25 protein-coding genes and 1 pseudogene are annotated in these 24883 nt (G+C 68.5%); 21 read left to right on the forward strand and 5 right to left on the reverse strand.

The annotated features are described in order from the left end of the window. Positions 1-6: 6 nt before the first annotated feature. The gene (locus ACOQPP_RS19250; RefSeq protein WP_420637214.1) at positions 7-795 is read right to left on the reverse strand and encodes an SDR family NAD(P)-dependent oxidoreductase; all 789 of its coding nucleotides are present in this window, start codon (positions 793-795) and stop codon (positions 7-9) included. Between the two features lie 503 nt (positions 796-1298). Here ACOQPP_RS19250 and ACOQPP_RS19255 point away from each other — a divergent pair. The 13 genes from ACOQPP_RS19255 (at position 1299) to ACOQPP_RS19315 (ending at position 11604) form a co-directional block, all read left to right on the forward strand. Then, positions 1299-1529 carry a type II toxin-antitoxin system RelE/ParE family toxin gene (locus ACOQPP_RS19255; RefSeq protein ID WP_420637215.1) on the forward strand — a complete coding sequence of 77 codons (231 nt, stop codon included), beginning with the start codon at positions 1299-1301 and terminating at the stop codon, positions 1527-1529. A gap of 1 nt (position 1530) precedes the next feature. Further along, entirely contained in the window at positions 1531-1977 is a 447-nt protein-coding gene (locus tag ACOQPP_RS19260) for a helix-turn-helix domain-containing protein (RefSeq protein ID WP_419163978.1), read from the forward strand. A 52-nt stretch (positions 1978-2029) separates the two neighbouring features. Beyond that, positions 2030-2515: a hypothetical protein gene (locus ACOQPP_RS19265; RefSeq protein ID WP_419163979.1), complete on the forward strand. Its 486-nt coding sequence runs from the start codon at positions 2030-2032 to the stop codon at positions 2513-2515. 292 nt (positions 2516-2807) lie between these two features. After that, entirely contained in the window at positions 2808-3107 is a 300-nt protein-coding gene (locus ACOQPP_RS19270; protein WP_419163980.1) for an AbrB/MazE/SpoVT family DNA-binding domain-containing protein, read from the forward strand. After that, entirely contained in the window at positions 3100-3498 is a 399-nt protein-coding gene (locus ACOQPP_RS19275; protein WP_420637216.1) for a type II toxin-antitoxin system VapC family toxin, read from the forward strand. Before ACOQPP_RS19270 ends, ACOQPP_RS19275 begins: the two co-directional genes overlap by 8 nt. A 103-nt stretch (positions 3499-3601) precedes the next feature. Then, positions 3602-3862: a type II toxin-antitoxin system Phd/YefM family antitoxin gene (locus ACOQPP_RS19280; RefSeq protein ID WP_420637217.1), complete on the forward strand. Its 261-nt coding sequence runs from the start codon at positions 3602-3604 to the stop codon at positions 3860-3862. Between the two features lie 12 nt (positions 3863-3874). After that, the gene (locus ACOQPP_RS19285; RefSeq protein ID WP_420637218.1) at positions 3875-4294 is read left to right on the forward strand and encodes a type II toxin-antitoxin system VapC family toxin; all 420 of its coding nucleotides are present in this window, start codon (positions 3875-3877) and stop codon (positions 4292-4294) included. 234 nt (positions 4295-4528) lie between these two features. After that, the gene (locus ACOQPP_RS19290) at positions 4529-4912 is read left to right on the forward strand and encodes a BlaI/MecI/CopY family transcriptional regulator (RefSeq protein ID WP_419163984.1); all 384 of its coding nucleotides are present in this window, start codon (positions 4529-4531) and stop codon (positions 4910-4912) included. Further along, positions 4909-6975 carry a M56 family metallopeptidase gene (locus tag ACOQPP_RS19295; protein WP_420637219.1) on the forward strand — a complete coding sequence of 689 codons (2067 nt, stop codon included), beginning with the start codon at positions 4909-4911 and terminating at the stop codon, positions 6973-6975. Before ACOQPP_RS19290 ends, ACOQPP_RS19295 begins: the two co-directional genes overlap by 4 nt. Next, complete coding sequence (locus ACOQPP_RS19300; protein WP_420637220.1) at positions 6972-8219, forward strand: hypothetical protein; 1248 nt, start codon at positions 6972-6974, stop codon at positions 8217-8219. Before ACOQPP_RS19295 ends, ACOQPP_RS19300 begins: the two co-directional genes overlap by 4 nt. After that, a complete protein-coding gene (locus ACOQPP_RS19305; protein ID WP_420637221.1) occupies positions 8216-9556 on the forward strand; it encodes a M56 family metallopeptidase in 1341 nt (446 codons plus the stop codon). Before ACOQPP_RS19300 ends, ACOQPP_RS19305 begins: the two co-directional genes overlap by 4 nt. Beyond that, complete coding sequence (locus ACOQPP_RS19310; RefSeq protein WP_420637222.1) at positions 9556-10317, forward strand: hypothetical protein; 762 nt, start codon at positions 9556-9558, stop codon at positions 10315-10317. Before ACOQPP_RS19305 ends, ACOQPP_RS19310 begins: the two co-directional genes overlap by 1 nt. A 66-nt stretch (positions 10318-10383) precedes the next feature. Next, positions 10384-11604 (forward strand): 6-bladed beta-propeller, encoded by a 1221-nt coding sequence (locus tag ACOQPP_RS19315; RefSeq protein ID WP_419163988.1) that lies wholly within the window; start codon positions 10384-10386, stop codon positions 11602-11604. A 327-nt stretch (positions 11605-11931) separates the two neighbouring features. Here ACOQPP_RS19315 and ACOQPP_RS19320 read toward each other — a convergent pair whose 3' ends face one another. Together ACOQPP_RS19320 and ACOQPP_RS19325 are read right to left on the reverse strand one after the other, a co-directional pair. Next, entirely contained in the window at positions 11932-12345 is a 414-nt protein-coding gene (locus ACOQPP_RS19320; RefSeq protein ID WP_419163989.1) for an SRPBCC family protein, read from the reverse strand. Positions 12346-12398: 53 nt separating this feature from the next. Beyond that, on the reverse strand, positions 12399-13805 hold the full coding sequence (locus ACOQPP_RS19325) for an MBL fold metallo-hydrolase (protein WP_420637223.1): 1407 nt from the start codon (positions 13803-13805) through the stop codon (positions 12399-12401). A 106-nt stretch (positions 13806-13911) separates the two neighbouring features. Here ACOQPP_RS19325 and ACOQPP_RS19330 point away from each other — a divergent pair, with 106 nt between their 5' ends. The 5 genes and pseudogenes from ACOQPP_RS19330 (at position 13912) to ACOQPP_RS19350 (ending at position 20190) form a co-directional block, all read left to right on the forward strand. Continuing rightward, positions 13912-14937, forward strand: coding sequence for a hypothetical protein (locus ACOQPP_RS19330; protein WP_420637224.1), 1026 nt, complete (start codon positions 13912-13914; stop codon positions 14935-14937). Beyond that, the gene (locus ACOQPP_RS19335) at positions 14910-15269 is read left to right on the forward strand and encodes a hypothetical protein (RefSeq protein ID WP_420637225.1); all 360 of its coding nucleotides are present in this window, start codon (positions 14910-14912) and stop codon (positions 15267-15269) included. Before ACOQPP_RS19330 ends, ACOQPP_RS19335 begins: the two co-directional genes overlap by 28 nt. A 46-nt stretch (positions 15270-15315) precedes the next feature. Then, positions 15316-16563 (forward strand): hypothetical protein, encoded by a 1248-nt coding sequence (locus ACOQPP_RS19340; RefSeq protein ID WP_419163992.1) that lies wholly within the window; start codon positions 15316-15318, stop codon positions 16561-16563. 119 nt (positions 16564-16682) lie between these two features. Then, the gene (locus ACOQPP_RS19345) at positions 16683-17942 is read left to right on the forward strand and encodes a hypothetical protein (RefSeq protein ID WP_420637226.1); all 1260 of its coding nucleotides are present in this window, start codon (positions 16683-16685) and stop codon (positions 17940-17942) included. 519 nt (positions 17943-18461) lie between these two features. Next, a pseudogene (locus ACOQPP_RS19350) lies at positions 18462-20190 on the forward strand (IS1634 family transposase). Between the two features lie 87 nt (positions 20191-20277). On the opposite strand, the gene ACOQPP_RS19355 reads toward ACOQPP_RS19350, so the two are convergent. Beyond that, positions 20278-20748: a hypothetical protein gene (locus ACOQPP_RS19355; protein WP_420637227.1), complete on the reverse strand. Its 471-nt coding sequence runs from the start codon at positions 20746-20748 to the stop codon at positions 20278-20280. A gap of 163 nt (positions 20749-20911) precedes the next feature. Between ACOQPP_RS19355 and ACOQPP_RS19360 the strand changes: the two genes are divergently transcribed. Continuing rightward, positions 20912-21382, forward strand: coding sequence for a DinB family protein (locus tag ACOQPP_RS19360; protein ID WP_419163995.1), 471 nt, complete (start codon positions 20912-20914; stop codon positions 21380-21382). Positions 21383-21404: 22 nt separating this feature from the next. On the opposite strand, the gene ACOQPP_RS19365 is transcribed toward ACOQPP_RS19360, so the two are convergent. Further along, the gene (locus ACOQPP_RS19365; RefSeq protein ID WP_419163996.1) at positions 21405-21689 is read right to left on the reverse strand and encodes a FeoA family protein; all 285 of its coding nucleotides are present in this window, start codon (positions 21687-21689) and stop codon (positions 21405-21407) included. 210 nt (positions 21690-21899) lie between these two features. Between ACOQPP_RS19365 and feoB the strand changes: the two genes are divergently transcribed. After that, the gene (gene feoB / locus ACOQPP_RS19370; protein ID WP_419163997.1) at positions 21900-23753 is read left to right on the forward strand and encodes a ferrous iron transporter B; all 1854 of its coding nucleotides are present in this window, start codon (positions 21900-21902) and stop codon (positions 23751-23753) included. Between the two features lie 158 nt (positions 23754-23911). After that, positions 23912-24826, forward strand: coding sequence for a 5'/3'-nucleotidase SurE (surE, locus tag ACOQPP_RS19375; protein WP_420637228.1), 915 nt, complete (start codon positions 23912-23914; stop codon positions 24824-24826). The last annotated feature ends 57 nt before the right edge of the window (positions 24827-24883 follow it).

Raw genomic sequence — 24883 nt, forward strand, 5'->3', positions numbered from 1 at the left:
CGCCGTTCACCCGTCTTCGCGCAGGGGGACGGTGTAGTTCAGCGCCAGCCGTCCTCCGTCCGGGTAGATCGTCTCGCCCGTGAGGTACGAGGCGTAGTCGCTGGCGAGGAAGACGGCCACGGTCCCGATCTCGGCCGGATCGCCGAACCGTCCCAGCGGGGTGCGGGAGAGGATCGTGCGCCGGGCCTCATCGTCGGCGATCACCGAGTCGAGGATGTCCGTGACGATCGTCCCCGGCCCGATCGCGTTGACCCGGATGTCATGCGGCGCGAGCGCGAGCGCCATGACCTTCGTCAGCTGCATCACGCCCCCCTTGGAGGCCGCGTAGGCGAGCTGGTTCGGAATCGTCACCACCGCGTTCGTTGAGGACATGTTGATGATCGACCCCTTCACCCCCCGCGCCACCATGTCTCGCGCCACGAGGCGGGAGAGGAGGAAGCTCCCCCGCAGGTTCACCGACAGCACGCGGTCGAAGTCCTCCACGGTCACGTCCAGGATCGACCCCTCCGCGATGATCCCCGCGTTGTTGAGCAGGATGTCGCAGCCGCCGAAGCGGTCGGTGCACGCGTCGAGGAGCGCGGCGCAGTCCCCTTTGTCGCTCACGTCGGCGCGCGCCGCAAGCGTCTCCCGCCCCGTCTCCTCCGCGATGCTTCGCGCGGTGTCGGCGCAACGCTCCTCCAGCACATCCCCCAGCACGACGTCCGCCCCGTGACGGGCGAAGGCGAGCGCGCACGCGGCGCCGATCCCCTTCGCCGCCCCGCTGACGATGGCGGTCTTCCCCTCGAGTGTGATCACGTCAGAGCCTTCCTCATTGCGGTCGATGCCGCCGCGCTGATGCCTCCCGCGATGATGATCCCGGTTTGATCGCCGCCGCGAACCTGCGGGTGTGCGAGCAGCGGGGAGACATGCCCGCGGGCGAGCGGTCGCGCACAAACCTTGCGTCCTTTCCCGCCGGAGGCGAGACACGATCTTGGAGGCAAGCGGAACGAAGGCTTGTCGGGTCGTCGGGTCGCCGTTAACATATGCCTTACCTGTACGGATGGGAGGGTGGGCGTGCGTGCAATCTGTTCTCGTGGACGACGACGAATCCGGTGTTCCTAAACGTGTTCGAAGCCTAAGACTTAAACCGCTTAGCGAATGAATCGAGAGTACACGCGTGCCACGTTCTCCCGAGTACGTTGGATCCAAGCTCACGATCGAATGTATGGAACGAGTGAGCGGCGCGTGTCCGGTTGGAGATTTCCTAGACGGGCTACCACCGGGGGCCCGGGTGAAGCTAGACGCGATGTTCCAACGGCTTGGGGAAGAGGGGTCACTCTGGAACAAGACCAGATTCAAGAAAAATTGACGCTGATATTTTCGCGATCCGAAGCGATCAAGTCCGGATCTTTTGTTTTTTTACCGAAGACGCGCGCCTAGTGCTCCTGCACGCCTTGAAGAAGAAGCGAAATCGACACAAGCCACGAGACATCAAGAGAGCAAAACAAATGAGGCGCGAGTTTCTCAACAACCAGAACGGAGACAACTGACATGGCCAACGAGGCATGGGTCGAGCGGCAAACCGCAACTCCAGAGGCTCGAAGGCTGTACGAGGAAGAACGCTTGATCCTTTGGACGACCGAAGCGATCGCAGAAGCCATGGCTAGACGGGGACTCACGCGCGCCGGCGTGGCGGCAATTCTGGGTACGAGTCGCCCGAACGTTACGCAACTCCTCAGCGGATCCCGCAACATGACCCTGCGAACGCTGGCTGCACTCGCCCACGCCTGCGGTACGCGGGCGGTCATCGAATTCGAACCCGTCGTCGCTTCCACATTCAAGCAGCTCGGAGATCATACGATCTGGAGTCACCGGACCGTCCACGTCACGTCCGCTGTGGATCCGCAGCTGGCACTCGAAACGTCGGTTTCACAGCATGGCCCCCAGCACAATCGCGCGTCCGTTCAAGAAGACAGCCGCCTCAACCTTGTCGCCTAGGGTATTGTCTATGCCTACCAATTTCGATCGCGCCAGCTTGGTGTCTCGCCATGTGCAGATTGAATCGGTGACCCTGGCACACGCCGAACTGAAGGTGGGTCTGGATCCGCTCGATATGCCGGAAGAACTCAGGCTGTCCCAGCGATTCCGGTGTCGATGTGACCTGTCGGCGCGCAAGCCGGACCACGCATTCGTCTACATCGACCTCATGCTGGATGCAACGTCGGCAGACGATGCTCACAAGGGTCAATCGCTCTTTGGTCTCAGTGCAACGTTTCTCGCGATATATCGACTTGAGGGCGCGGCCGCGTACCCGACGGACTCCCTGGAGCATTTTGCCGAATTGAACGGAACCTACAACGTGTGGCCTTACTGGCGAGAATTCGTTCAGACTGCAGCCGCGCGTGCGGGCTTGGCCAGCATCGTCGTTCCCGTGTTCAGACCGCAAGTCCAGGAAATCGAGGAACAGGGGGAGATCTCATTTGACGAGGCGAGTCAATCTCAGGAGGCAACGAATAGCACTGCGGGTTCAGAGTAGGCTCGTGGGCCTCCCCCGGATGAACCTCCACTGATGACCAGCGAGGCCTAGGTCGAGCGCGGAATCTCAACTCCAGAGGCTCGAAGGCTGCGTGGAGATGGGCGGCTGACCCCTCGACGGAAACGATTACCCAAGCTATCTGCATTACGGTCGCGTGTGCCGCATTGCGCGCAGACATCGGACTGAAATCGCTTGCCGAATGCCCCGACGGGGACGTGACTAGCATACCCCCTCGCGTCACGAGACCCGATATGGTATGCTTGTATACTCTACCATTACATGGCGGTATACCATGGCAGACGGGACAGGGTACGCGGCTCTGGGGAGTTCGCCGGATTCTTCGGTAGATACCGAGCGCGTGACGATCGACGAGGCCGGTCGGCTGGTGGTTCCCGCACGTTTTCGGAGGGCGCTCGGCATTCGCGGTCGGCAGCAGTTGCTGGTCGGCTTGGAGGGCGACACGATCCGGCTGCGCACGGTACGCGGGGCACTCGCGCGCCTGCAGGCCCTCGCTGCGCGGAACCGGCAGGAATCCGGGAGCGTCGTTGACGCGTTCATCCTGGAACGGCGAGCCGAAGCCGCGCGTGAGTGAACCGGCCGAGAGCGTCCTGGACCCTTCGGCCGTCCTGGCGGTGCTCTTCAAGGAACCCGGGACGGCCCGCGTCCTCCGCGCGCTCGAGCGTGGCGCGGCCATGTCGTCCGTGAACGTGGCCGAAGTCGCGGCGCGCCTCTCACAGAACGGCTGGACCGCGGGAGCGGTGGCGAGCGTTTTCGATGAACTGGGGATCGAATCCATTCCCTTCGACTACGAAACCGCCCTGCTCAGCGGCGCCTATCGCCCGATGACGCGGCACGTCGGCCTCGGACTGGGTGACCGGGCTTGCCTGGCCACTGCGTGCAGGCTCGGTCTCCCGGCACTGACCGCCGATCGGAGCTGGGCCGAACTCTCGATCGAAGGGGTGAGAGTCGTCACAATCCGCTGACTGCCGGGGGGAGAGGCGGATTTTGTGGTCACGATGTAGTCTTGAATTGGAGGGAGCGTTGCGGCCTACCGGGCCAGCGGCGCGCACCCGGGAGCGATTCACCATGGAATTGGCCCTGCGCGAGGCGAAGGCCCGCCTCTCCGAACTCATCGCCGCCGCCCGCAACGGCGAGCGCGTGATCATTACGAAACATGGCCGCCCGGCGGTCGAACTCGTGCGCTGCGACCATGGCGGCGGGATCGACTTCGACAAGCTGGAGGCCGCGCGCCGTCGGCTCGGAATGGAGGGAGATGGCGAGAGGTGGCCGAAGGAATACGACGATCCGGCCTTCAGCCGCCGCGTGCTCGGTCTCGACACCGGGTAGTCGGACGGACGAATGCGCGTTCTGCTCGATACGTCCTATCTCTACGACCTCATGGAGGCGCCCGGAAAGTTCCGTGAGCCCGAGCGCCGGTTTCTGGCCGGCCGCGATGTTCGGATCCACGTGAGCGCGGTGTCGATCTGGGAGATGCGGCTCAAGCACCATGCCCGTCACCCGTCGGGCGCGCGCAAGAGCCGTTTCGCTCCGACCGACGTAGTCGCGGCCCTTGAAGATCAGAATGTGACGTTCCTGCCGATGACGATCCTCCATGCCGCGCCGCCGCTCGAGCCGCCGCTCGAGCCGCCGCTCGATCACAAGGACCCGTTCGACGAGTTGCTGCTCGTCCAGGCTCGGCGGGAGGGCCTCAGACTGCTCACCGCCGACCGGCGTCTTGCCCGCCATCCGCTTGCCGTCGCCGCGGAGGGACTCGGCTAGGACACTCCCCTCGCCGACATGCACGCGCGTTCCCGCGGGAACGTCTCCGAACGCGCGATACCTCGATGCAACCCTGTGCGCGTGACCGCTGTCTGTAGGGGTGTGTTGATTTTTCAGCACGCCGGCGCTAGGGTTTCGTCCCGGAGGGGACATCGGCCCTTCGCGAGATTTCGTGAGACGTCGTGCGACGTCTCGAAACTTGATGAGTCGTGGTGAGAGAAGGAGACGGTCACAGTGAGTCCACTCCCGGAACTGAGCAGACGAGAGCGCGAGGTCATGGACCTCGTGTATGAACTGGGGAACCCGGCGGCCGCGCAGATCCAGGAGAACATGGCGGATCCTCCGACCTACTCGGCCGTCCGTTCGATCCTGCGGGGTCTCGTGAACAAGGGGCACCTGGTCAGTGAGCCGGACGGGCCCCGCTACCTCTATTCGCCCACCATGCCGGCCCTGCGCGCCCGGCGCTCGGCCATGCGCCGCGTGCTCAAGACCTTCTTCGGGGACTCCGTGGAGGGGGCGGTGGCCGCGCTGCTCGAGCTTCGCGAGGGCGGCCTCACCCCGGAGGAACACGCCCGTATTACCGAGATGATCGAGCAGGCGGCGGAGGAGGGACGGTGAGCGGCGCCGGCGCCCAGAGCGGCGCGTTCCTGGCCGCGGCCCCGGATGCCGCCCTGGATGCGGTGGCGCTGACCGCGCAGGTCACGCTCCTGCTCCTTCTGGCGCTCGCGCTGGCGTGGTTCGGGCGGCGGGGGGCTTCCAGGACCCTGCATCTGCTGTGGACGGCGACGTTCGCCTTCGTGCTCGCGCTCCCCGCCCTCGGCCTCCTCGGTCCCTCGTGGGAGGTGCCGCTCCTTCGCGCCCGCGGCGGGGAGCCCGCCCCCGCTTCCATCCCCGGCTCGGTCGAGGCCGCCGGCAGGATCCCGGCGCTGGAGATCGACAGAACGCGCGAAGCTCTGGTTCTGGCGGAGCGAGCCCGCCTGGACGCGCGCGTCGGCGGGGCGGGAAGCGCTCCGGCGAGCGCCGGCACGGGACGCTCCGGGGTTCGGATCGCCTGGATCGTCTGGATGATGGGGTGCGGCCTCTCGCTGGTCTCGCTGGCCGTCGCGGCCCTCCGGCTGCGGAGACTGGTGCGGGCGGCGCGTCCCGTGCGCGATCCCGAGTGGGTTCGTCAGGCCGAGGCCCTCCGGAGCCGGTTGGGCCTCCGGGGCGAGATACGGCTCCTGGTGAGCGGGGCGGTGACGACGCCGATGACGGGGGGTCTGCGGCGGCCGGTGATCCTGCTTCCGGAGTCGGCGGCGAGCTGGAGTCGGGAGCGGCGCGAGGTGGTGCTCGCGCACGAACTCGTCCATGTGCGGCGGCGGGATACGCTCAGGCAGCTCATACGCCGCGTCGTGCTCGCCCTCTACTGGTTCCATCCCCTGGCGTGGCTCGCCTCGCGCCGTGCCGCGCTTGCCAGCGAGAAGGCGTGCGACGAAGAGGTGCTCGCCTTCGGCACGCGGCCCTCGGACTACGCCCGGCACCTCCTCTTCCTCGCCCGCGGCCTCTCCCGCGGTCCGAAGGCGCTGGCGCTGCCCATTGTGCACCCCTCGCAACTGGAGCGGAGGATCACGTCCATTCTCGCGCGCCGGCGTCCGCGCCACAGCATCGTGCGCACGGCCCTGACGCTGACGGTCATCGGCGCGGCGGGGGTATCTGTCGCCGCCGCGCGCCCGGTCCCGGTCGAGGACGGGGCCGCCGCAACCGCCGCCCTGGCCACCGTTCAATCCGCCACCGTCGCCGCAGCCGCAACGGAATCGCTCCGCGACGAGACCGGAATCCCGGGCATCCCGGAGTTCTCGCCGGGGGACGCGCCGCCGGCTCCCGCCGCGCTGCAGGAGGTCGAGTGCTTCTCGTCCACCGCCGATTCGATGCGGCCGTACGCAATTCAGGCCCAAGGCACGCTGTTCCCGGGTTGGAGGTGGCGGGACGGGGAATTCACGATCGAGAAATCCGTTGCGGACAGGCGCCTCTGCATGCGGTTGCACGGCGATGTCGAGTTCGGCGAGGACGGCACCGCGGTGGAAGCTCTGGGTGAGGACAGCTGGGTCATCCTCGGGTCGAGGGGTGAGAAGACCCACCGGCTCGTGGTGACCCGTGGCCCCAACGGGATCGAACGCGAATGGAGCGTCGATGGCGCCCGCCGGCCCTTCGACGCGGAGGCGCGGGAATGGCGCGACCTCATGTTCACGGTCATGCGCGGCTACCACGAGGCGTGGCAACCCTACACGGGGGCTATCGTCCTGTACGGCAGGATATCGGGATACCGTGACCGAATCTCCGCCCTCCGCTCCGGCATGCGCGATGCGCGAGCGGCGGAAGCACGGGCTCGGCTGGAGCGAGGCTTCACCGAATTGGAGGCGGGGCTCCGGCGGGCCGCGCAGGTGATCGAGCAAGCCGACGTCGAGGGTCGGCTCCGCGAGATCGCGGAACGAATCGACAACTACGACTTCGCGCGGGAAGTGGCTCGGATCCAGGCCGACATCGAGGCACGGACCGAGGCCTGGGTGCTCGACGGGACGCTGGCGGAGATCGCCGACCAGCTTCAGCGCGAGATCGAGGCAATGGACCTCGAGAGCCGGATGGAGGAGATGGAACGCCAGCTCCAGGATATCATCGCCGAACTGCAGCGGGTGACCCGATGACGGCCGCCGCGCGACGACGCCTCAGCGGAGGGCTTGCAGCGGTCCTGTGGGGGGTAGGCTTCCAGGCGCAGGAAGCCATCGCGCAGGAGGTCGTGGATCTCCCCGCCGAGGATCGTCTCCCGTCCCCCGAACTGGAACTCGTGTACCGCATCGGATCGGCCGGGGCGGAGGCCGAGTGGGAGGAGTTCTCGTCCATCGAGAGCCTGTGGTTCGACGGCGCGGGGAACCTCCACCTCATGGACCAGACGGGAGGATTTCTGGGCCGGGCCCGCATCGTCGTCGTGGACCCGGCGGGCGGGCTCGTGACCGAGTTCGGTCGCTCCGGCGACGGTCCCGGCGAGTTCCGGGCGCCGAGGCGGATGTACGTGTGGGCGGACGGGACAACGCTGGTCCAGGACATCATGCACATGGGCTACCACGTCTTCGCCCCGGGCGGCGAGTTCGAACGCATGCTCGGGATGGAACCGGGCAGCGACATGCGACCGGAGCGCACCGGCGGCCGGAGCGTCGTCGGCGGTTCCTGGGACTCCTCGACGGGCGACGAGGGGCGGGTCATCCTGCGCTTCGATCTGTCGTCGGACGAGGTGTCGGAGCAAACGCTGGTCGAGGCCTGGGCGCCGCGGGAACAGGAGGAGCGATCCCACACCGTCGAGGACATCGAGGACATGGTGCGCGCCGAGTGGGCGTTCGAGCCTGCCCTGCTGTTCGACGTGCTCCCATCGGGCGGGGTCGCGTTCTCGGACTCGTCGGCCTACGCGATCAAGCTGACCGATCCGTCCGGCGCGGTCTCGCGCGTCCTGCGCCGACCCATACGACCGCTGCCGGTCACGGAGGCCATGCGACGGGAGGAGCGCGAACGCCGCCTCGAGCGGTTGCGAAACCCGTCGGTCAACGTGAGGGGCACCCCGTCACCCCAGACCATGGTGACGATGAACTTCCTTACCGAGGCTCGGATGCTAGGGGTCGAGAGCATGCGGTTCTACCCCGAGGTACCCGTGATCGCGACGGTCCGCACGACCTGGGACGGCACCCTCTGGATCCAGCGCAGCGCGGAGCCGGGCGCGGAAGAGCCGGGCCCCATCGATGTGCTCGCGCCGGACGGGCGCTACCTGGGCACGCTCGCTCCCGATGTCCTCGAAATGCCCGCCGCCTTCGGCCCGGGCGGCCTCGTCGCCTTCGTCGAGACGGACGCGTTCGACGTCCCGGTCATCACCGTGCGGCGCCTGCCGCCCGAGATCCGGTGAGCCTGCCGATGGGTGCGGTCGAACTGACGGCGCAGGTCACGCTGCTGCTGTTGGTGGCGCTTGCCCTGGCCTGGCTTGGACGGCGCGGATCGCCGGGGACCATTCATCGGTTGTGGACCACGACGTTCGCCCTGGTGCTCGTGCTCCCCCTGCTGGGCATCCTCGCCCCCTCCTGGAACGTGCCGATCCTCCCCGCTCGGGACGGCGAGCCCCGGCCGCCCGCACTTGAGGCCCCTGCCGCCGTCGAAGCCGCCGCCGTCGGTACGCCGCGGGTGAGCGCCGAAGTGCCGGGCTCCGGAGTTCCACACCCGCGCGCTCTTCCCGGCGCACCCGCCGGCCAGCCGACCGGATCCTCCTGGAGTCCGGTTCGCGTTCTCTTCATTGCATGGGCGCTGGGCTGCGCGATCTCGCTGATCTCGCTGGCGGCCGGAGCCTTGCGCCTGCGCGCGCTGGTACGTGCCGCCCTCCCGCTTCGCGACCCGGCTTTGCGGCGACAGGCCGACGCGATCCGCAAGCGGATGCGTATTCGCGCGGATGTGCAACTTCTGTCTAGCGACGTGACCGCCACGCCGATGACGGGCGGGCTGTGGAAGGCGGTGATCCTGCTCCCCGCGGCGGCCGTGAAATGGAGCCCCGAACGGCGGGCTGTGGTGCTGACCCACGAACTCATCCATGTCCGTCGAAGGGACGTGCTGCGGCAGCTCATGCGGCGGATCGTGCTCGCCCTCTACTGGTTCCATCCCCTCGGCTGGGTCGCGGCACGACGCGCGGAGGTCGCCAGCGAGAAGGCCTGCGACGAGGAGGTGCTCGCGCTCGGAGCGCGTCCCTCCGATTACGCCCGCCTCCTTCTGCGGCTGGCGTCTGCCCGCGGCCGCCGTCCGAACCTACTTGCGCTCCCCCTCGTGAAAACCTCGCAACTGGAGACAAGAATCGTGGCCATTCTGAAGCGTAGGCGCCCGCGTCCAAGCGTGACTCGGACTGCCGTGACCTTGACGATCGTAGGCTCGGCGGCGGTCTCTGTCGCTGCCGCCCATCCCGTCCCGTTCGACGAAGCTCCGGTGCCACCTCACGAAGCCAGGCTCGCCCGGGCGGAGGCGCCTTCGGCCGCAATCCCGGCACCGCGCGAGCACGAACTCGCGGTTGCGGCCGCCGTGCAACCCGAACCCCCGCGGCCGATGCGGCAGGAGATCCAGTGCCCGTGGGCCGGCAGCGATTCGATGCGCACGATGACGGTAAGGGGCGGCCTGCGGGTCACCGGTTGGAACACGGAGACCGCACGATCGAGAGATCGGTTGCGGGGATGTACCTGTGCATGCGGGCACACGGAAACGTGGTGATGAGCGACGACGGCACCGAGGTCCGAGCCGTGGGTGCCGACAGCTGGCTTCTTCTCGAGTCCAGGGAAGACAAGACCCAGCGGCTCGTGATCACCGAGGGCCCCGGCGGAATCGAATACGAGTGGAGTGTCGACGACGTGCGCCGGACCTTCGACGCCGAGGCACGCCAGTGGCATGACCTGATGCTCAGGATCATGAACGGCTATCAGGAGGTGATGGAGATTCGGGGAGAGGAGTCCACTCTGCGCGGCCGGATCTCCGGGTACCGGGGTCATGTCAGCGGTCTGCGCGGCCGGATCTCCGGGTACCGGGGTCATGTCAGCGGTCTGCGCGGCCGGATCTCCTCCTACCGCGGCCGGATCTCTTCTTTGAACGCCGCAATGCGGCTGGCGGCGAGAGCCGAAACCCGGGCAGCGCTGGAGGCGGAGCTTCAGGAGTTGGAGTCGCGGATGCGGCAGACCGAGGAGGAAATCGCCGCCTACGACCTGGACGGGAAGGTCCAGGAACTCGAGGAGGAGATCGCGGCCTACGACGCGGAGGGAAAAACCCGCGAAGTGGAGCAGCAGATCGAAGACTACGACGCGTCGGGGAAGGTCGCGGCCATCGAAGTCGAGATCGAGGCGTACGATCTTGAAGGGAAGACGCGCGAGATCGAGCGGCTGATCGAGGAAGTCGACGCCGACCGGCGCATTGAGGAGATCGAGGGCTCGCTGGAGGACGAAGTCGCCGCGCTCCGCCGTCTGGCGGGCTCGACGGGCTGACGCGTGTGGCCCCCTCCGGGGAGAGGCGCGGCCAGGAACATGCCCCCGTCATCAGAGAGGAGTTGAATGATGTATGGAGGAGAACGCCGCGCCCTGCTCGCCGTGGCGTGGGTAACCCTGACCAGCTGCGGCGACAACGCGCCTCAGCCCGGCTGGACCACGGTGCGGGACACCTTGCCTTCGGGCACAGTCCGCGTGACCAACGTCCCGAGGACGGATGCCGCCCCCACCTGGACGCTGGTCGAGGAACTTCGGGTCGGCACCGTTGAAGGGGCCGGACCGGACGCGTTCGCATACCTGAAGGGCCTTGTCGTGCTGGACGATGGGCGCTTCGCCGTCCTCGATTCGCAGTCGCAGGAACTCCGCGTCTTCGGCCCGGATGGCGCTCACATCGCGACCCACGGCCGCAAGGGGCAGGGACCCGGCGAGTTCGTGAACGCGAACGGTCTCATGCTGGATCACGATGGGCGGCTTTGGGTCCCGGATACCCGCAACGGGAGGATGTCCGTCTTCGATCCCGAGGACGGTTTCGTGGAGTCCTTCCCGTTCGCCGACGCGAACATCAATGCGACCTGGAACGGGGCGATGGTAGAGGGGAACCGTATCTACCGGCCATCGCGGGTGTCCGGGAACCGGCGGCGGCTTCGCGTCTACGATCTCAACATGAGACTCACAGACTCGCTGCCGCTGCCGAGCGATGGCCCCGAAGACGAAGAGTTCGATCCCGAGAGCCAGCCCGGCGCCTTCTACCAGGAGATGGGCGGCGGCTACATGGCGTACTCGATCCCGTTCTATCCCGGCGAGGTCCGCTACCTCGATCCGCGAGGTGCGGCATGGTCCACCCGGCCCGGAGATCCCGAGTACCGCATCAAGCGATGGCAGCCGGGCGGTGACACGACCCTCGTGGTCGAGACACGCCGACCCCCCGTCGCCGTCCCCACCGCCGAGCGCGACTCCGTCATCGACATGATGCGGCAGATGACCTCGAACATGGGCGTGGGCGAATGGGACTGGTCCCGGGTCCCCAGCATCAGACCCGCCGTCGAGGACATCTTCGAGACGGCCGAAGGCAACCTGTGGATCCGGACCCCCTCCAGTGGCGACGGAGTCCTGTTCGATGTCTACTCGAGGGACGGCGCCTATCTCGGCACGGCCAGCCTTGGGCCCGGCCTCAACCTCTTTGAGCGGGTCGCCCCGGTCGTGCGAGGCGATCTCGTCTGGCTGATCGTGACGGACGAACTTGACGTGCTTTACGTCGTGCGCGCACGCATCACACCCGTCGGCTGACCGACGCCATCTCTGGATTTCACACCAGCGTCACAACGGGCATGGTTCGCCGCGGCCCGCCTGAGCAACGGCGCGAGATCTCCAGCACTCGTGGGAGGAGCCAGCGCCCCTGCATCGGCTTAAGCCAATCGAAAGTTCAATCTTCAATTGGCTTAACGCTTCACAGGGACTCCCAGGAACCCCCGGGCACCTCAGGTTGCCCCCCCGGTTGGTGCCGGGCGGCGGCAGATGGGCGGTGGCACACGCGCATTGGACGCCGTACTCCCTTCCAGCGTCCCGTGGAGCTACCGGTCACCAACGTCCTTGTTACGCACAGCTAGCCAGCCGCTAGCCTCGGAACAGCTCCGCGATGGCGTGGCGGCGGTATTCGAAGATGCGGTCGAGATCCGGGCGTACGAACCATCGGTCGACCAGCGCGCCGCCCGGCACCGCATACGTGACATGATCCTCCACGCGCGTGCCCCCGTCCTCCTCTCGGAAACAGTGCTCGTGGATCCACTTCCGGTACGGTCCGCGGCGTTGCTCGTCGACGAAGCCGTGCGGCGGATCCCAGCGCGTCATCTCGCTACGCCACCGCAGGGGGACGCCACGGAGCCGCAGTCGATAGTCGATCTGCGTCCCCTTGCGCATCTCGATAGGGGGCGGGGTCAGGATCCGGAAGCCCACGAAGGGCGGAGTGATCCGCTCCAGATGGTGGGCGTCCGAAAAGAACTCGAACGTCCGGCCCAGTGGGCGCGGCACCCACTGGGAAGCGACGAAGATGCGGTCGCGAGACGTTCCCGCGGGAACGTCTCCTACGTCGCGCAGGGGGACATTTCGGGGTGCGCGGTCCAGCGCTCGAAGGCCTCGCCGCCGACCGCCAACTCGACCTCCGCCGCCGCGCCTGGGGCCAGATCCGCCCGCTGCGTGGGCCCCAGTTCCGTGCCCGAGGACAGGTGGACTTCGACGCGCACCGCGCACAGGGTCTCACCCGTCGTGTTCTCTACGGTCCCCGCGAAAGCCTCGCGCCCCGGATCATAGGAGAGGATCAGCCGCGCCCCTCGCCGCGTCGCGTCCCAGGTCTCGGCCCGCCCGAGGTATTCGCCCGACTCTTCGCCCTCGTCGCCTTCGTCGTGGCCGCCTTCGCCGCCGTGCTCGCCGCCATTGCCGTCGTGCTCGCCGCTGCCCTCTCGGCCCTCGCCCTCGCGGTCGTGCTCGCCGCTGCCCTCGCCTCCCTCGCGCCCCTCGCGGCCGTGCTCGCCCTCGCCCTCCTCGCCGCCCTCGCCCTCTTCTTCATCCTCTCCCGCGCCGGCGGCGGAGAGCTTCCGGTGCATGCCGCGCACGTTGAGTTCGCGCCAGTCGTCGTAACGGTCCCAGTGACTGTAGTCCTCGAGGAGGACGGTGGCGGCGGTCTCGTCCTCGCTCAGCCCCGCCTCGACCGCGCCCCTCACCCCGGCGTCCAGGTCGCGGTAGTAGGTCAGTTGCCGCTCGATAGCGGCCCGATCTCCCGACGGTCCGTGCCCGAACACGATGGTCTCGAACGGGATCTCGAGCAGTCCCTCGATCGCCCCGAACATGTCGGGGAAGTGGAAGGATGCGAGGTCCATGTACCCGAACCGGTCGCGCGATACGAAGTCCACCGCGAAGGCGAGGCCGTGTGCCGGGAGGAAGGCGACGGCCATGTCGTCGCTGTGGCTCCGGCCCAGGTAGTGGAGTTCGATCTCGCCGCCCGCGAGCGTCATCGTCTCGGCGAAGGTGGAGGTGGGCGGGGGAAGGTCGGGATTCGCGGCCTCCCGCAGGGGCGCGTCGGCGTTCTCGTGCGCGTAGATGGGGACATCCGCCCCGAAGGCTTCTCGCAGCACCTCGGCGCCCGTCGCGTGATCCGCGTCCCGGTGGCTGTAGACGATGGCCGCGAGTTCGGCCCCCGGCGCGACCCGCCGGATCTCCTCCGCGTAGGTGGCAGCCGCCTCGACGGAAATCGGATCGAAGGCGAAGACTTCCTCCGAGGTCACGACGAACAGGGCGTTGTGCCCGATCCAGCGGAACTGGTACACCCCCTCGGCGACCTCCGTCGTCTCGAACTGCGGTGGCGCGTCGGCGGACGCGGCCCCCGCGGGTTCGTCGGAAGCAGCCTCCCCCCCTCCGCAGCCGACCCACGACGCAGCGGCGACCCACACGAGTAGAGTGGTGACGGTCGAATCGAGTGAACGCTTGCGAGTCATGTCTACTACCTCCATAGTAGGTAGCGCGGTACGCCCGTTCGTCGGGGTGGGCCGAGGACCGCGCCTCACTCCGAACAAACCTACGCCAGCGCAGGGGGCTGCCAAGATGCGACGAAGATCACGAACGGGGTTCAGCCGTGGGAGCGGGGTCGCCGTGGGGGTCGTCGCGGGGCGGCTGGCGGCACTCGGGGCGGCACTTGGGGCGGCCGGTCTCGAAGCCCAGGAGATCGTCGATCTTCCCGCCGAGGATCTCCCCGTGTCACCGGACCTCGAACTCGTGTACCGGCTCGGATCGGCCTCCGCGGGAGAGGAATGGGAGGAGTTCACGTCCATCTCCGGCGTCGCGTTCGACGGCCAGGGCAACCTGTACCTGCTGGACGGGACGCGAACGTCGGCCGACGTGCGCATCGTCGTGGTGGACGCGGCGGGCGGATTCGTGAACGACTTCGGGCGCGCCGGTGACGGGCCGGGCGAGTTCCGCGCCGCGACGCAACTCGTGGTGTGGGAGGACGGGCAGGTCCTGGTCGAGGACATGATGCACGCGGGATACCACGTCTTCGGCCCCGGCGGCGAGTTCGAGCGCATGGTGAGAGAGAGCGGAGGGGGCATGGGGTTCGCCATGGCGCGCCGCCCGGACCTTCGCCCCGAACGGACGGGTGCTCGCACCCTGGTCGGCCGCAGCCGGCGCACGATCCAGCGCGTCGACATGTCATCGGAGGAGGTCGAGGATCGAGTGCTCGTGGAGGCTTGGGCGCCGGTCGAGGACGAGGGCCCGAGGAGTGGCGACCCCGAAGACATGATCGGCGAGGAATGGGGGTTTGAACCGGACCTCCTGTTCGACGCGCTGCCATCGGGCGGGGTCGCGTTCTCGGACTCGTCGGCCTGGGCCATCAAACTCACGGATCCGTCGGGTGCGATCTCGCGCATCCTGCGCCGACCCATCCGGCCGCTGGCCGTGACGGAAGAGATGGAACGGTTGGAGCGCGAACGGCGGCTCGAGGTCGAGAGCAATCGCACGGTCACGCAGCGCGGGAGCGCACCGCCCCCCTCGGTCCTCGAGTTCATCGACAACATGAGGTCGCTGCAGCGGAGGCGGTGGAGAAGATGCGATTCTTCCCGGAGGTGCCGCTGATCGCCGCCGTGCGCACGGCCTGGGACGGCGCGCTGTGGGTGCAGCGGAGCACGGAGCCGGGCTCGGACGAGCCGGGCCTGATCGACGTGGTCGCGCCGGACGGGCGCTACGCCGGCACGCTCGAGACGGGGACCGCGGCGCTGCCCGACATGCCGGACGCCTTCGGCCCGGACGGCCTCGTCGCGTTCATCGGAGCGGACGAGTTCGACGTGCCCGTCATCACGGTGTGGCGGCTTCCGCCGGTGATCCGCCTGGAATCGGCGCGACCTCCCCCGGCTCTCAACGACCCCGCGCAACCCAGATTCGAGGATCCCGTGTCACCGATGTGGTGATGTCCGGGATTCGGGCGTCATGACTCCCATCGGAAGAGGCGCCGCGATGGATCGAAGATCACGAGCCGTCGTTCCCCGAACGCTTCTGAATGCGGCGGTCGCGGCCGCGCTGGGAGCTGTCGGCCTGCGGGCGCAGGAGGTGGTCGACCTGCCGGCCGAGGATCTGCCGCTTTCCGTGGACCTGGAGCCGGTGTACCGCATTGGGTCGGCGCTTGCCGAGTCCGAATGGGAGGAGTTCACGGCGATCCGGCACATCGGCTTCGACGGCTCGGGCTACCTCTACCTGCTGGATGCCCCGGGGCCCGAGGCCGGGACGCGCGTCGTCATCGTGGACCCCGCGGGTCGACACGTGAAGGACTACGGTCGCCACGGGGACGGGCCGGGAGAGTTCCGGTGGCCGAGGGAAATGGTCGTCTGGCCGGACGGAGGTACGCTCATCCAGGACGTCATGCACATGGGGTACCACGTCTTCGGACCCGAAGGCGACTTCCACCACATGGTGCGGGACGAGATGGGCCGCGACATGCGACCGGACCGGATCGGCGCCAGGACCGTCGTCGGCGCGTCATGGCGCCGTGCGGACGACACCGGGCGCTCCATCGTTCGCTTCGACCTGTCGTCCGACGAGGTGAGCGGGCGGACTCTTCTCGTGGAGGCTTGGGCGCCCCGGCCGGGGGACGAGGGCCGCGGCGCCCCCGAAAGCCTGGAGGATTTCGTCGATGAGGTGTGGGGCTTCGAACCGGCCCTCCTGTTCGACGTACTGCCGTCGGGCGACATCGCATTCTCGGACTCCTCGGCGTACGCCATCAAGCTGGCCGATCGATCAGGCGCGATATCGCGCGTCCTGCGGCGGCCCATATCGCCGTTGCCCGCCACGGAGGCGATCAGACAGGCGGAGCGCGACCGTCGGCTCGCGGAGGCACGGAACTGGGAGGCCACAGCCGGGGGAGCGGAGTCACTTCGCGAGTTGGGGAGGGCCCTGGCCGCTGCGCGGGTGGCGAAGGTCGAGACCATGCAGTTCTTCCCGGAGGTACCGGTGATCGCGGCCCTACGCGCTACGTGGGATGGTACGCTGTGGGTGCAGCGGAGCACGGAGCCGGGCTCGGGCGAGCCGGGCTTGATCGACGTGATCACGCTGGACGGGCGCTACGCGGGCACGCTCGAAACGGGGACCGCGTCGCTGCCCCATATGCCGGACGCCTTTGGCCCGGACGGCCTCGTCGCCTTCCTCGACACGGACGCCTTCGACGTCCCGGTCATCACCGTGAGGCGGCTGCCGCCCGAGATCCGCTGAGAATCTGCGCGACACTTCACCAGTGACCCCGCGCAACCCAAACCCGAGGGTCCAGCGTCTACGGCATGGGACGACCGGGATCCGGGCGTCCTGTCTCGACCAGCAGCGGAGGCGCCGCGATGGACCGAAGATCACGAGCAACCGTCATTGCCGGAACGCTTCTCAACGGAGTGTTCGTGGTGGCGCTGGGAGCTGTCGGCCTGCGGGCCCAGGAGGTGGTCGACCTGCCGGCCGAGGATCTGCCGCTTTCCGTGGACCTGGAGTCGGTCTACCGCATTGGGTCGGCGCTTGCCGAGTCCGAATGGGAGGAGTTCACGGCGATCCAACACATCGGCTTTGACGGCGCGGGCAACCTCTACCTGCTGGATGCCCCGGGGCCTGAGGCCGGGACGCGCGTGGTCATCGTGGACCCTGCCGGTCGGCACGTGAAGGACTTCGGTCGCGACGGCGACGGGCCGGGGGAGTTCCGGTGGCCGAGGCGCATGGTGGTTTGGGCGGATGGGGGCACGCTCGTTGAGGATGTCCTGCACACGGGACACCACGTGTTCGGGCCGGAAGGCGACTTCGACCGCATGGTGAGGGGCGGGGTGGGCTTGAACATGCGACCGGACCCGGGCGGCGCGAGGACGGTCGTGGGCGCGTCGTGGCGTGGTGCGGACGACAACGGGCGCTCCATCGTTCGCTTCGACCTGTCGTCGGACGAGGTCAGCGAGCGAACTCTCGTGGAGGCCTGGGTGCCGTGGCCGGAGGACGAGGGCCGCGGCGCCCCCGTCACTCTGGAGGATTTCGTCGGTGAGCTGTGGGGCTTCGAACCGGCGCTTCTGTTCGACGTACTGCCGTCGGGCGGGGTCGCGTTCTCGGACTCCTCGGGCTACGTCATCAAACTGGCCGATCGATCGGGCGCGATATCGCGCGTCCTGCGGCGGCCCATGTCGCCGTTGCCCGCTACGGAGGCGATCAGACAAGCGGAGCGCGACCGTCGGCTGGAGGAGACAGGGAACCGGACGAGCGCCACGGTGGGGGGAGGGGAGAGAACTCCCGAGATGGCGGAGTTGTCGAATGCCCTGGCCGCCGCGCGGGTGGCGGCGGTCGAGAACATGCGGTTCTTCCCCGAAGTGCCGGTGATCTCGGCCCTGCGCGCGACCGGGGACGGCGCGCTGTGGGTCCAGCGCAGCGCGGAGCCGGCCTCGGGCGAGCCGGGCCTGATCGACGTGATCACGCCGGACGGACGCTACGTGCGCACGCTCGCCCCGGGGACCGCGTCGCTGCCCGACATGCCGGACGCCTTTGGCCCGGATGGCCTCGTCGCCTTCCTCGACACGGACGCGTTCGACGTCCCGGTCATCACCGTGAGGCGGCTGCCGCCCGAGATCCGCTGAGAATATTCCCATCCCGGCGTGCGCTCCTCACGGCGGGCGGAGCACCTCGGCCAAAGCCCCGGCTTTCGCCACGCGCTGCTGCTAGCTGTGCGTAACGAGGACGTTGGTGACCCGCAACTCCACGAGGCGCTGGAAGGGAGTACGGCATCCAATGCCTGGGGGTGTTGCCGGCAGTCCCTGTGAAAGCCTATGCCAATTGAAAATCACACTTTCAATTGGCATAGGCCGATGCAGGGGCACCGAAACAGGGGCACCGACACTGCCATGATCGCTCGAGATCTCGCGCCGTTGCGCAGGCGGGCCGCGGCGACCATGCCCGTTGGTCCCGGGCGTGTACGGGCGGGTGAAGATGTGGCCGATCCCGAGCTAGGCCGAACTTCCGCGTGAATCGGGGCCGCTGCAGGCCGTAACTCGTTAACGGGGAACCGCATACGCGGCTTCATGCGCGGTTCTCGGTACCCATGTAGCGTAAGATGCATAGCGTTGCCACGATGTGTTGTATGCGTTATGTTTATGTCCATGTACGTCGAGCGCGTCCCCAACCGGAACTCCCCGCCCGCCGTCCTTCTGCGCGAGTCCTACCGCGAGGGCGGCAAGGTCAGGAAGCGCACGCTGGCCAACCTCTCGAAGTGGCCCGACGAACTCGTCGAGGGGCTCCGCATCCTCCTGAAGGGGGGCGTCGCGCTTCCCTCGATGGACGACGCGTTCGAGATCCTTCGCTCCCGGCCCCACGGCCACGTCGCCGCCGTCCTGGGCACCCTTCGCGCCCTGGGGCTCGAGAAGCTGCTGGACCGCCGTCCGTCCCGGGAGCGGGGCGCTCGCCGTCGCCATGATCGTCGCCCGCGTCCTCGACCCCCGCTCGAAGCTGGCCACCGCGCGCTCGCTTGGCGGGGAGACCATGAGCCACACGCTGGGCGGGGAGCTCGGCGTCGGGGACGCGGACGCGGACGAGCTGTACCGGGCCATGGACTGGCTGCTGAGGCGCCGGGACCGCATCGAGCGGCATCTGGCGGGGAGACGCCTGGCGGACGGCTCGCTGGTGCTGTGCGACGTGACCTCGACCTACTTCGAGGGCCGCAAGTGTCCGCTCGCCAGGCGGGGCTACTCCCGCGACGGCAAACGCGGCAAGCTCCAGATCGTGTTCGCGCTGCTGTGCGACGGAGAGGGGTGTCCGGTGGCCGTCGAGGTGTTCGAGGGCAACACCGCCGATCCGGGTGTCGTCGGCGCGCAGGTGGCGAAGCTGCGCGAGCGCTTCTCCCTGTCCCGGATCGTCTTGGTCGGCGACCGGGGGCTCATCACCGGCGCCCGCATCCGGGAGGAGCTGCGGCCCGCGGGGCTGGGGTGGATCACCGCCCTGCGCGCCGACGCGATCCGCAAGCTCGCCGGCGGCGGCGACCTCCAGCTGTCGCTCTTCGACGAGCGGAACCTCGCCGAGATCGAGTCGCCCGACTATCCCGGGGAGCGGCTGGTCGCGTGCCGCAACCCGCTCCTGGCCGCCGAGCGCGCCCGCAAGCGCGAGGAACTCCTCGAGGCCACCGAACGCGAGCTGGAGAAGGTCGCCGCGGCCACGCGGCGCGAGCGGAGCCCGCTCACCGACCCCGAGAAGATCGCCGTGCGCGCCGACCGCGCCCTGCGATCCCGCAAGGTCGGCAAGCACTTCGACACCGAGGTCGCCGGGGACGGCCGCTTCGCGTACGCGCGCAACGAGGAGCGCATCGCCGCCGAGGCGGCCCTGGACGGCATCTACGTCATCCGCACCAACGTGCCCGCCGACGAACTGCCGGCCGGGGACGTGGTCCGCTCCTACAAGAGCCTCAGCCGCGTGGAGCGCGCCTTCCGAAGCTTCAAGAGCGTCGACCTCAAGGTCCGTCCCGTCCACCACCGCCTCGAGGGGCGCGTGCGGGCCCACGTCTTCCTCTGCATGCTCGCCTATTACGTCGAGTGGCACATGAGACGCGCCCTCGCCCCGCTGCTCTTCGACGACGACGACCCCGACGCCGCCGAGGCCCAACGCGCCTCGCCCGTCGCGCCCGCGAGACCCTCGCCCGCCGCGCGCGCCAAGGCCGCCCGCAAGCGCACTCCCGAGGGGCTGCCCGTCCACAGCTTCCGGACACTCCTGGCCGACCTCGCCACCCTCACCAAAAACCGCGTCCGACCCGTCGCGCCCGGAGCCCCGGCCGCCGACATCCTCGCCCGTCCCACCCCCCTTCAGGCCGAGGCCTTCCGGCTCCTCGGCGTCAAACCGTGACCCGTACCCAGTAGCACCCACCCCCGAAATCGAGTCATGTGACCACGTCGCAACAACTTGCCGCGTTCCGGGCTGCGGAAGTTCGGGCTAGGCTTCGGCCGCCAGCGGAGGGAAGGTGTTCCGTACTCGAAGCGATCGCTGGAAGTAGACCGTCCAGATCGTCGCCCACGCCAGCGACCCGACCACGATGACGGCGAGGATCGCGATCGCGGCCGCCCATTCCTCGGGGCTCCTCCTCTGCGCCGCCCCGTCGGTCTCCAGATTGAAAGGGACGGCGGCCGCGCGCAGCGTGATCTGGAGGGCGACGACCCACAGCGCGAAGATGTTCCACCTCGGGGCTCGCGGCGACTTCAGGAGGATGAGAACGAGCGGGGACGCGAGGAGAAGGAAGATCGCGATCAGCAGCCAGAGGGCATAGTCGAGAAACCATCCCGACAGGCCCGCCGAATGGAAGAGCAGGAAGGGGATGGAACCATAGAGGTAAACCAGGAGCCAACCTCCCACGCCGACCGGGGTGCTCCCGTTGATCGCGGTGTCGGTGTTTGGGTCTGGTCCCATCGGCTTTCCTGGTCTCGGTTCGCGGTGTGCCCGAAGAAACTAACACGGCCCCGGCGAGTCCAGCCGGCCCCGGCCGGTCTCGCTTGACAACGGCGCGGTCGGCGAGCATAGTCCGCGCACGCCGAAGAAATACCGAAATTCACCATCCTTAGCGGAACTTTTCGTGTCACACGCCGAACGCCTGGCCGCAGACCTCTCCATGTCCGTGAAGCTGTTCACGAAGACGCTCGAGACCTTCGACGAGGACGATTCCGGGTTCGCGCCGCAACCCGGGCTCTTCACCGTCGCGGGCCACGTCGCGCACGCCGCGGGGACCGTGGACTGGTTCGTGGACGGGGCGTTCGGGGAGGGGTGGGACATGGATTTCGAGGGTCACCTTCAGGAGGCGCACGCGACCACGTCGCTGGCGGACGGGATGAGGTGGCTGGATCACGCCTACGAGCGGGCGATCGAGGTCATCGGCTCCGCGTCGGACGACGAACTGAACGAGCTGATCGGGGATCCGCGGATCATGGCAGGCCAGCCGTGCGGCGCGATCGTGAACGGGATCGCGGATCACACGGCGCACCACCGGGGCGCGCTGACGGTCTACGCGCGTCTGCTCGGCAAGGTGCCGGTCATGCCGTACGCGTAGGCAGCTCCGGGGGGCGGCTAGGCTAGACCTCGCGCACGAAGAGTTGCGCGGCGGATTCGCGGCGCAGCGCGAGGAGGGTGCCCTCGACGGAGATGATCGGGTCTCCCGTGGGGGAGTTGCGGACGCGGATGAGCCGGCAGCCCGGCAGGATGCCGCGTTCGAGCAGCGGTTCGACTTCCTCGTTCGGGGCGTCGATGCGCTCGAGTTCGACCGCCTTCCGCAGCGGTACGTCCATCAGCGACGTGCGCGAGCCGTTCCCGGAGTCCGGGGGCGCCAGCACTTCGGCCGTCGCGAGTTCGCCGTTCAATCTTCCATCCTTCGCGCCATCCTTCGCGCCGGGTTGACCTTCAGCCTGGTTTGACCGTCGACGGGCAAGATAGTAGCGTCTTCACCAGTTGAGAACCAGTCTCAACTAACGATAATCGTTATCGGTTGTGTTCCCTTCATGTCCCCAGTCGCGACCTCACCACGCGCGGATCGCAGCCGCCGCACGGATGTCCCGGATTCGGGGCCGCCGGTGGTCGCGCTCATCGGGCCTGCGAACTCCGGCAAGACGACGCTCTTCAACCGCCTGACCGGGCTGCGCCAGAAGGTCGCGAACTACCCCGGCGTCACGGTCGAGAAGCACGTCGGCCGGGCGCGCTTCGCCTCGGCTCTCGACCTCGACATCGTCGACCTGCCCGGCGTGAGCGGATTCTCGGCTCGCTCCCCCGACGAACGCATCACGCGCGATGTGCTGGAAGGCCGGATCGAGGGGTTGCGGGCGCCCGAGGCCATCGTGCTCATCGTCGACGCGGTCCGGCTCGAGACGCAGCTCATGCTCGTGGGGCCCGTCCTCGAACGGGCGCGCCCCACGCTGCTCGTGCTGAACATGGCGGACGAACTCGAGGCGGGGGGCGGCGGCCTCGACGACGAAACGCTCGCGGCGCAGTTCGGCGTGGAGGTGCTACGAACCGACGCGCGGACCGGGCGGGGCGTCGACGCGGTGGCCGACTTCCTGGACCGGGTGGCCGTCCGCTCGACGACCGCCGCGACCGCCGCGCCGCCGCGCCGACGGACCGGGGCCCGGGCCGGACTCCCGACCCTCGACGCGCTCAGCCGCCGCCGCGAAGTCGTCCAGCAGGCGCTCGCGGCCGCGAAGTACCGCTCGGCCGGCCCGCCGAAGCTGACGGAACGTCTGGACGCGATCTTTCTGCACCGGATCGCGGGGCCGGCGCTGTTCGTCGTGCTCGCCGCGCTCGTCTTCCAGGCGATCTTCACCTGGGCCACGCCGATCATGGACGGGGTCGAACTCGGGATCGCCTCCTCCGGCCAGTGGGTCGCGGCGCGCCTGCCGGCGGGCTGGTTCCGCGACCTCCTCATCGACGGCGTGTGGGCGGGGGTGGGCTCCGTCCTCGTCTTCCTCCCCCAGATCCTCATCCTCTTCCTCTTCCTGGGGATCCTGGAGGACTCCGGCTACATGGCGCGCGCGGCGGTCATCGCGGACCGGATGATGCTGCGGGTCGGGCTGCAGGGGCGGGCCTTCCTGCCGCTGCTCTCGGCCTATGCGTGCGCGGTCCCGGCGATCCTCTCCGCGCGCACGGTGGACGACGAGCGCGACCGGCTCGCCACGATGTTCGTCACTCCGTTCATGACCTGCTCGGCGCGCCTCCCGGTGTACGCGCTCCTCATCGCGGCGTTCATCCCCGAGCGACCGCTCCTGGGGCCGTTCGTGGGCACGCGGGCGGCGACGATGCTCGGCCTCTACGCCCTCGGCCTCGCGGCTGCGGTGGGCACCGCCTTTCTCCTCCGGCGCACGGTGCTGAGGGGGAAGCCGGCCGGGTTCGTGATGGAACTGCCGCCGTACCGGATCCCCTCGTTGCGTACGCTCGGACTGCGGCTCCTGGACCGCAGCAGGATATTCCTCCGGAGGGTCGGCAAGATCATCCTCGCGGTGACCGTCGTCCTCTGGGTCCTCGCCCAGTTCCCCCGGATCGACGGAAGCCCGCCGCCCGTGGAGGAGAGCGCCCTCGGACAGATGGGGCAGGTGATCGAGCCGGCCATCGAACCGCTCGGGTTCGACTGGAGGATCGGGGTGGGCCTCGTCGCATCGCTCGCCGCGCGCGAGGTCATCGTCGGCACCCTCGGCACGATCTACGGGATCGAGGACACGGACGAGACATCCCTCGAACTGCGGGCCGCCCTGCAGCGGGACCTGGATTTCGGGGGGGCGGTCGCCCTCCTCGTCTTCTTCGTGTTCGCGCTTCAGTGCATGTCCACCGTCGCGATGATGAGGAGGGAGACGGCCGGCTGGAAGTGGCCGCTGGCCCAGTTCGGCTACATGCTGGCGCTCGCCTACGCCGGCGCGCTGGCCGCGAACCAGCTCTTCTGACCCCGGCGCTCCGTGCCGCTCAGGCCGCGTCTTCTCGCGCCGAAATGCCGGTCTCGCCGCGAAAGAACAGGCCATGAAAGCTTACTTTTGCAACCTTGATCACGCCAAGCATGGATCCCGGGCATCACGCGGGACCCAGGAAAGAGCGGGAGACTGCGATGAAGACCAGGGGAGCGACGATGCGAACGTTGGCGGCGGTCGCGTGCGGTGGAGCCCTCGCGTGCGGCGGGGGACCGGCTTCGGAGGCTCCGGCGGAAACTCCGGACGAGACGTCTCCGTTCCACATCCTCGTTACGAACGACGATGGCATCGACTCTCCCGGGATTCAGGAGTTGGCGGCGGCCCTGCGCGCCGTCGGCGAAGTCACGGTCGTGGCCCCCTGCGGCCAGCAGAGCGGGACCAGCATGTCCATCAGCCTGAACCAGGAGATCCGGCTCCGGACCTCCGAGGCGGGACACTGCGTCGACGCCACGCCGGCCGGGGCGGTCCTTCTCGCCCACCGCGCGCTCCAGCCCGAATCGGGGTTCGACCTTGTGGTGAGCGGCATCAACATCGGCGCGAACATAGGTGAGGTCTCGCACATGTCCGGGACGATCGGGGCGGCGATGATGGGGGCCTATCTCGGCGTGCCGGCCGTGGCGGCCTCGCTCGGCGGCCGCCCGAGCGGGGTCGAGTATCCCGCCGGCGTCGTGGCGCGCTTCGTCGCCGAACTCCGGCGACGGGGACCCGAGGCCGGCATCGTGTACTCGATCAACTTCCCCGCCGGGACGGAGGAGGAGACCCGCGGCATCGCCGCCCGGCCCATGGGCGGCAGCTATTTCCGCGTCGACTACGAGGAGGTCACGGGGGCCGACGGCGCCGAGGGCGCCGGGGAAGACCGTCTGTTCCGGCCGGCGTTCGGGCCTCCGGATCCCATCCCGGCCGGGAGCGACACCGAGGCGCACAACGAGGGTCTCGTCACGATCACGCCGCTCCGCTTCGACTGGACGGATCGCCCGACCGTCGGAGAACTGGAGGGGTGGGACCTCGAAGCGCTCCTCGGAGACGGGGGAGACGGGGGAGACGGGGGATAGCAGCGCGCCGGCTTCGCGGCCGGTCGCCCGACGGGAGGCCGCGAGAGCGGTCGCCGC

The organism is Candidatus Palauibacter sp. (assembly GCF_965222475.1).
Lineage (GTDB): Bacteria > Gemmatimonadota > Gemmatimonadetes > Palauibacterales > Palauibacteraceae > Palauibacter.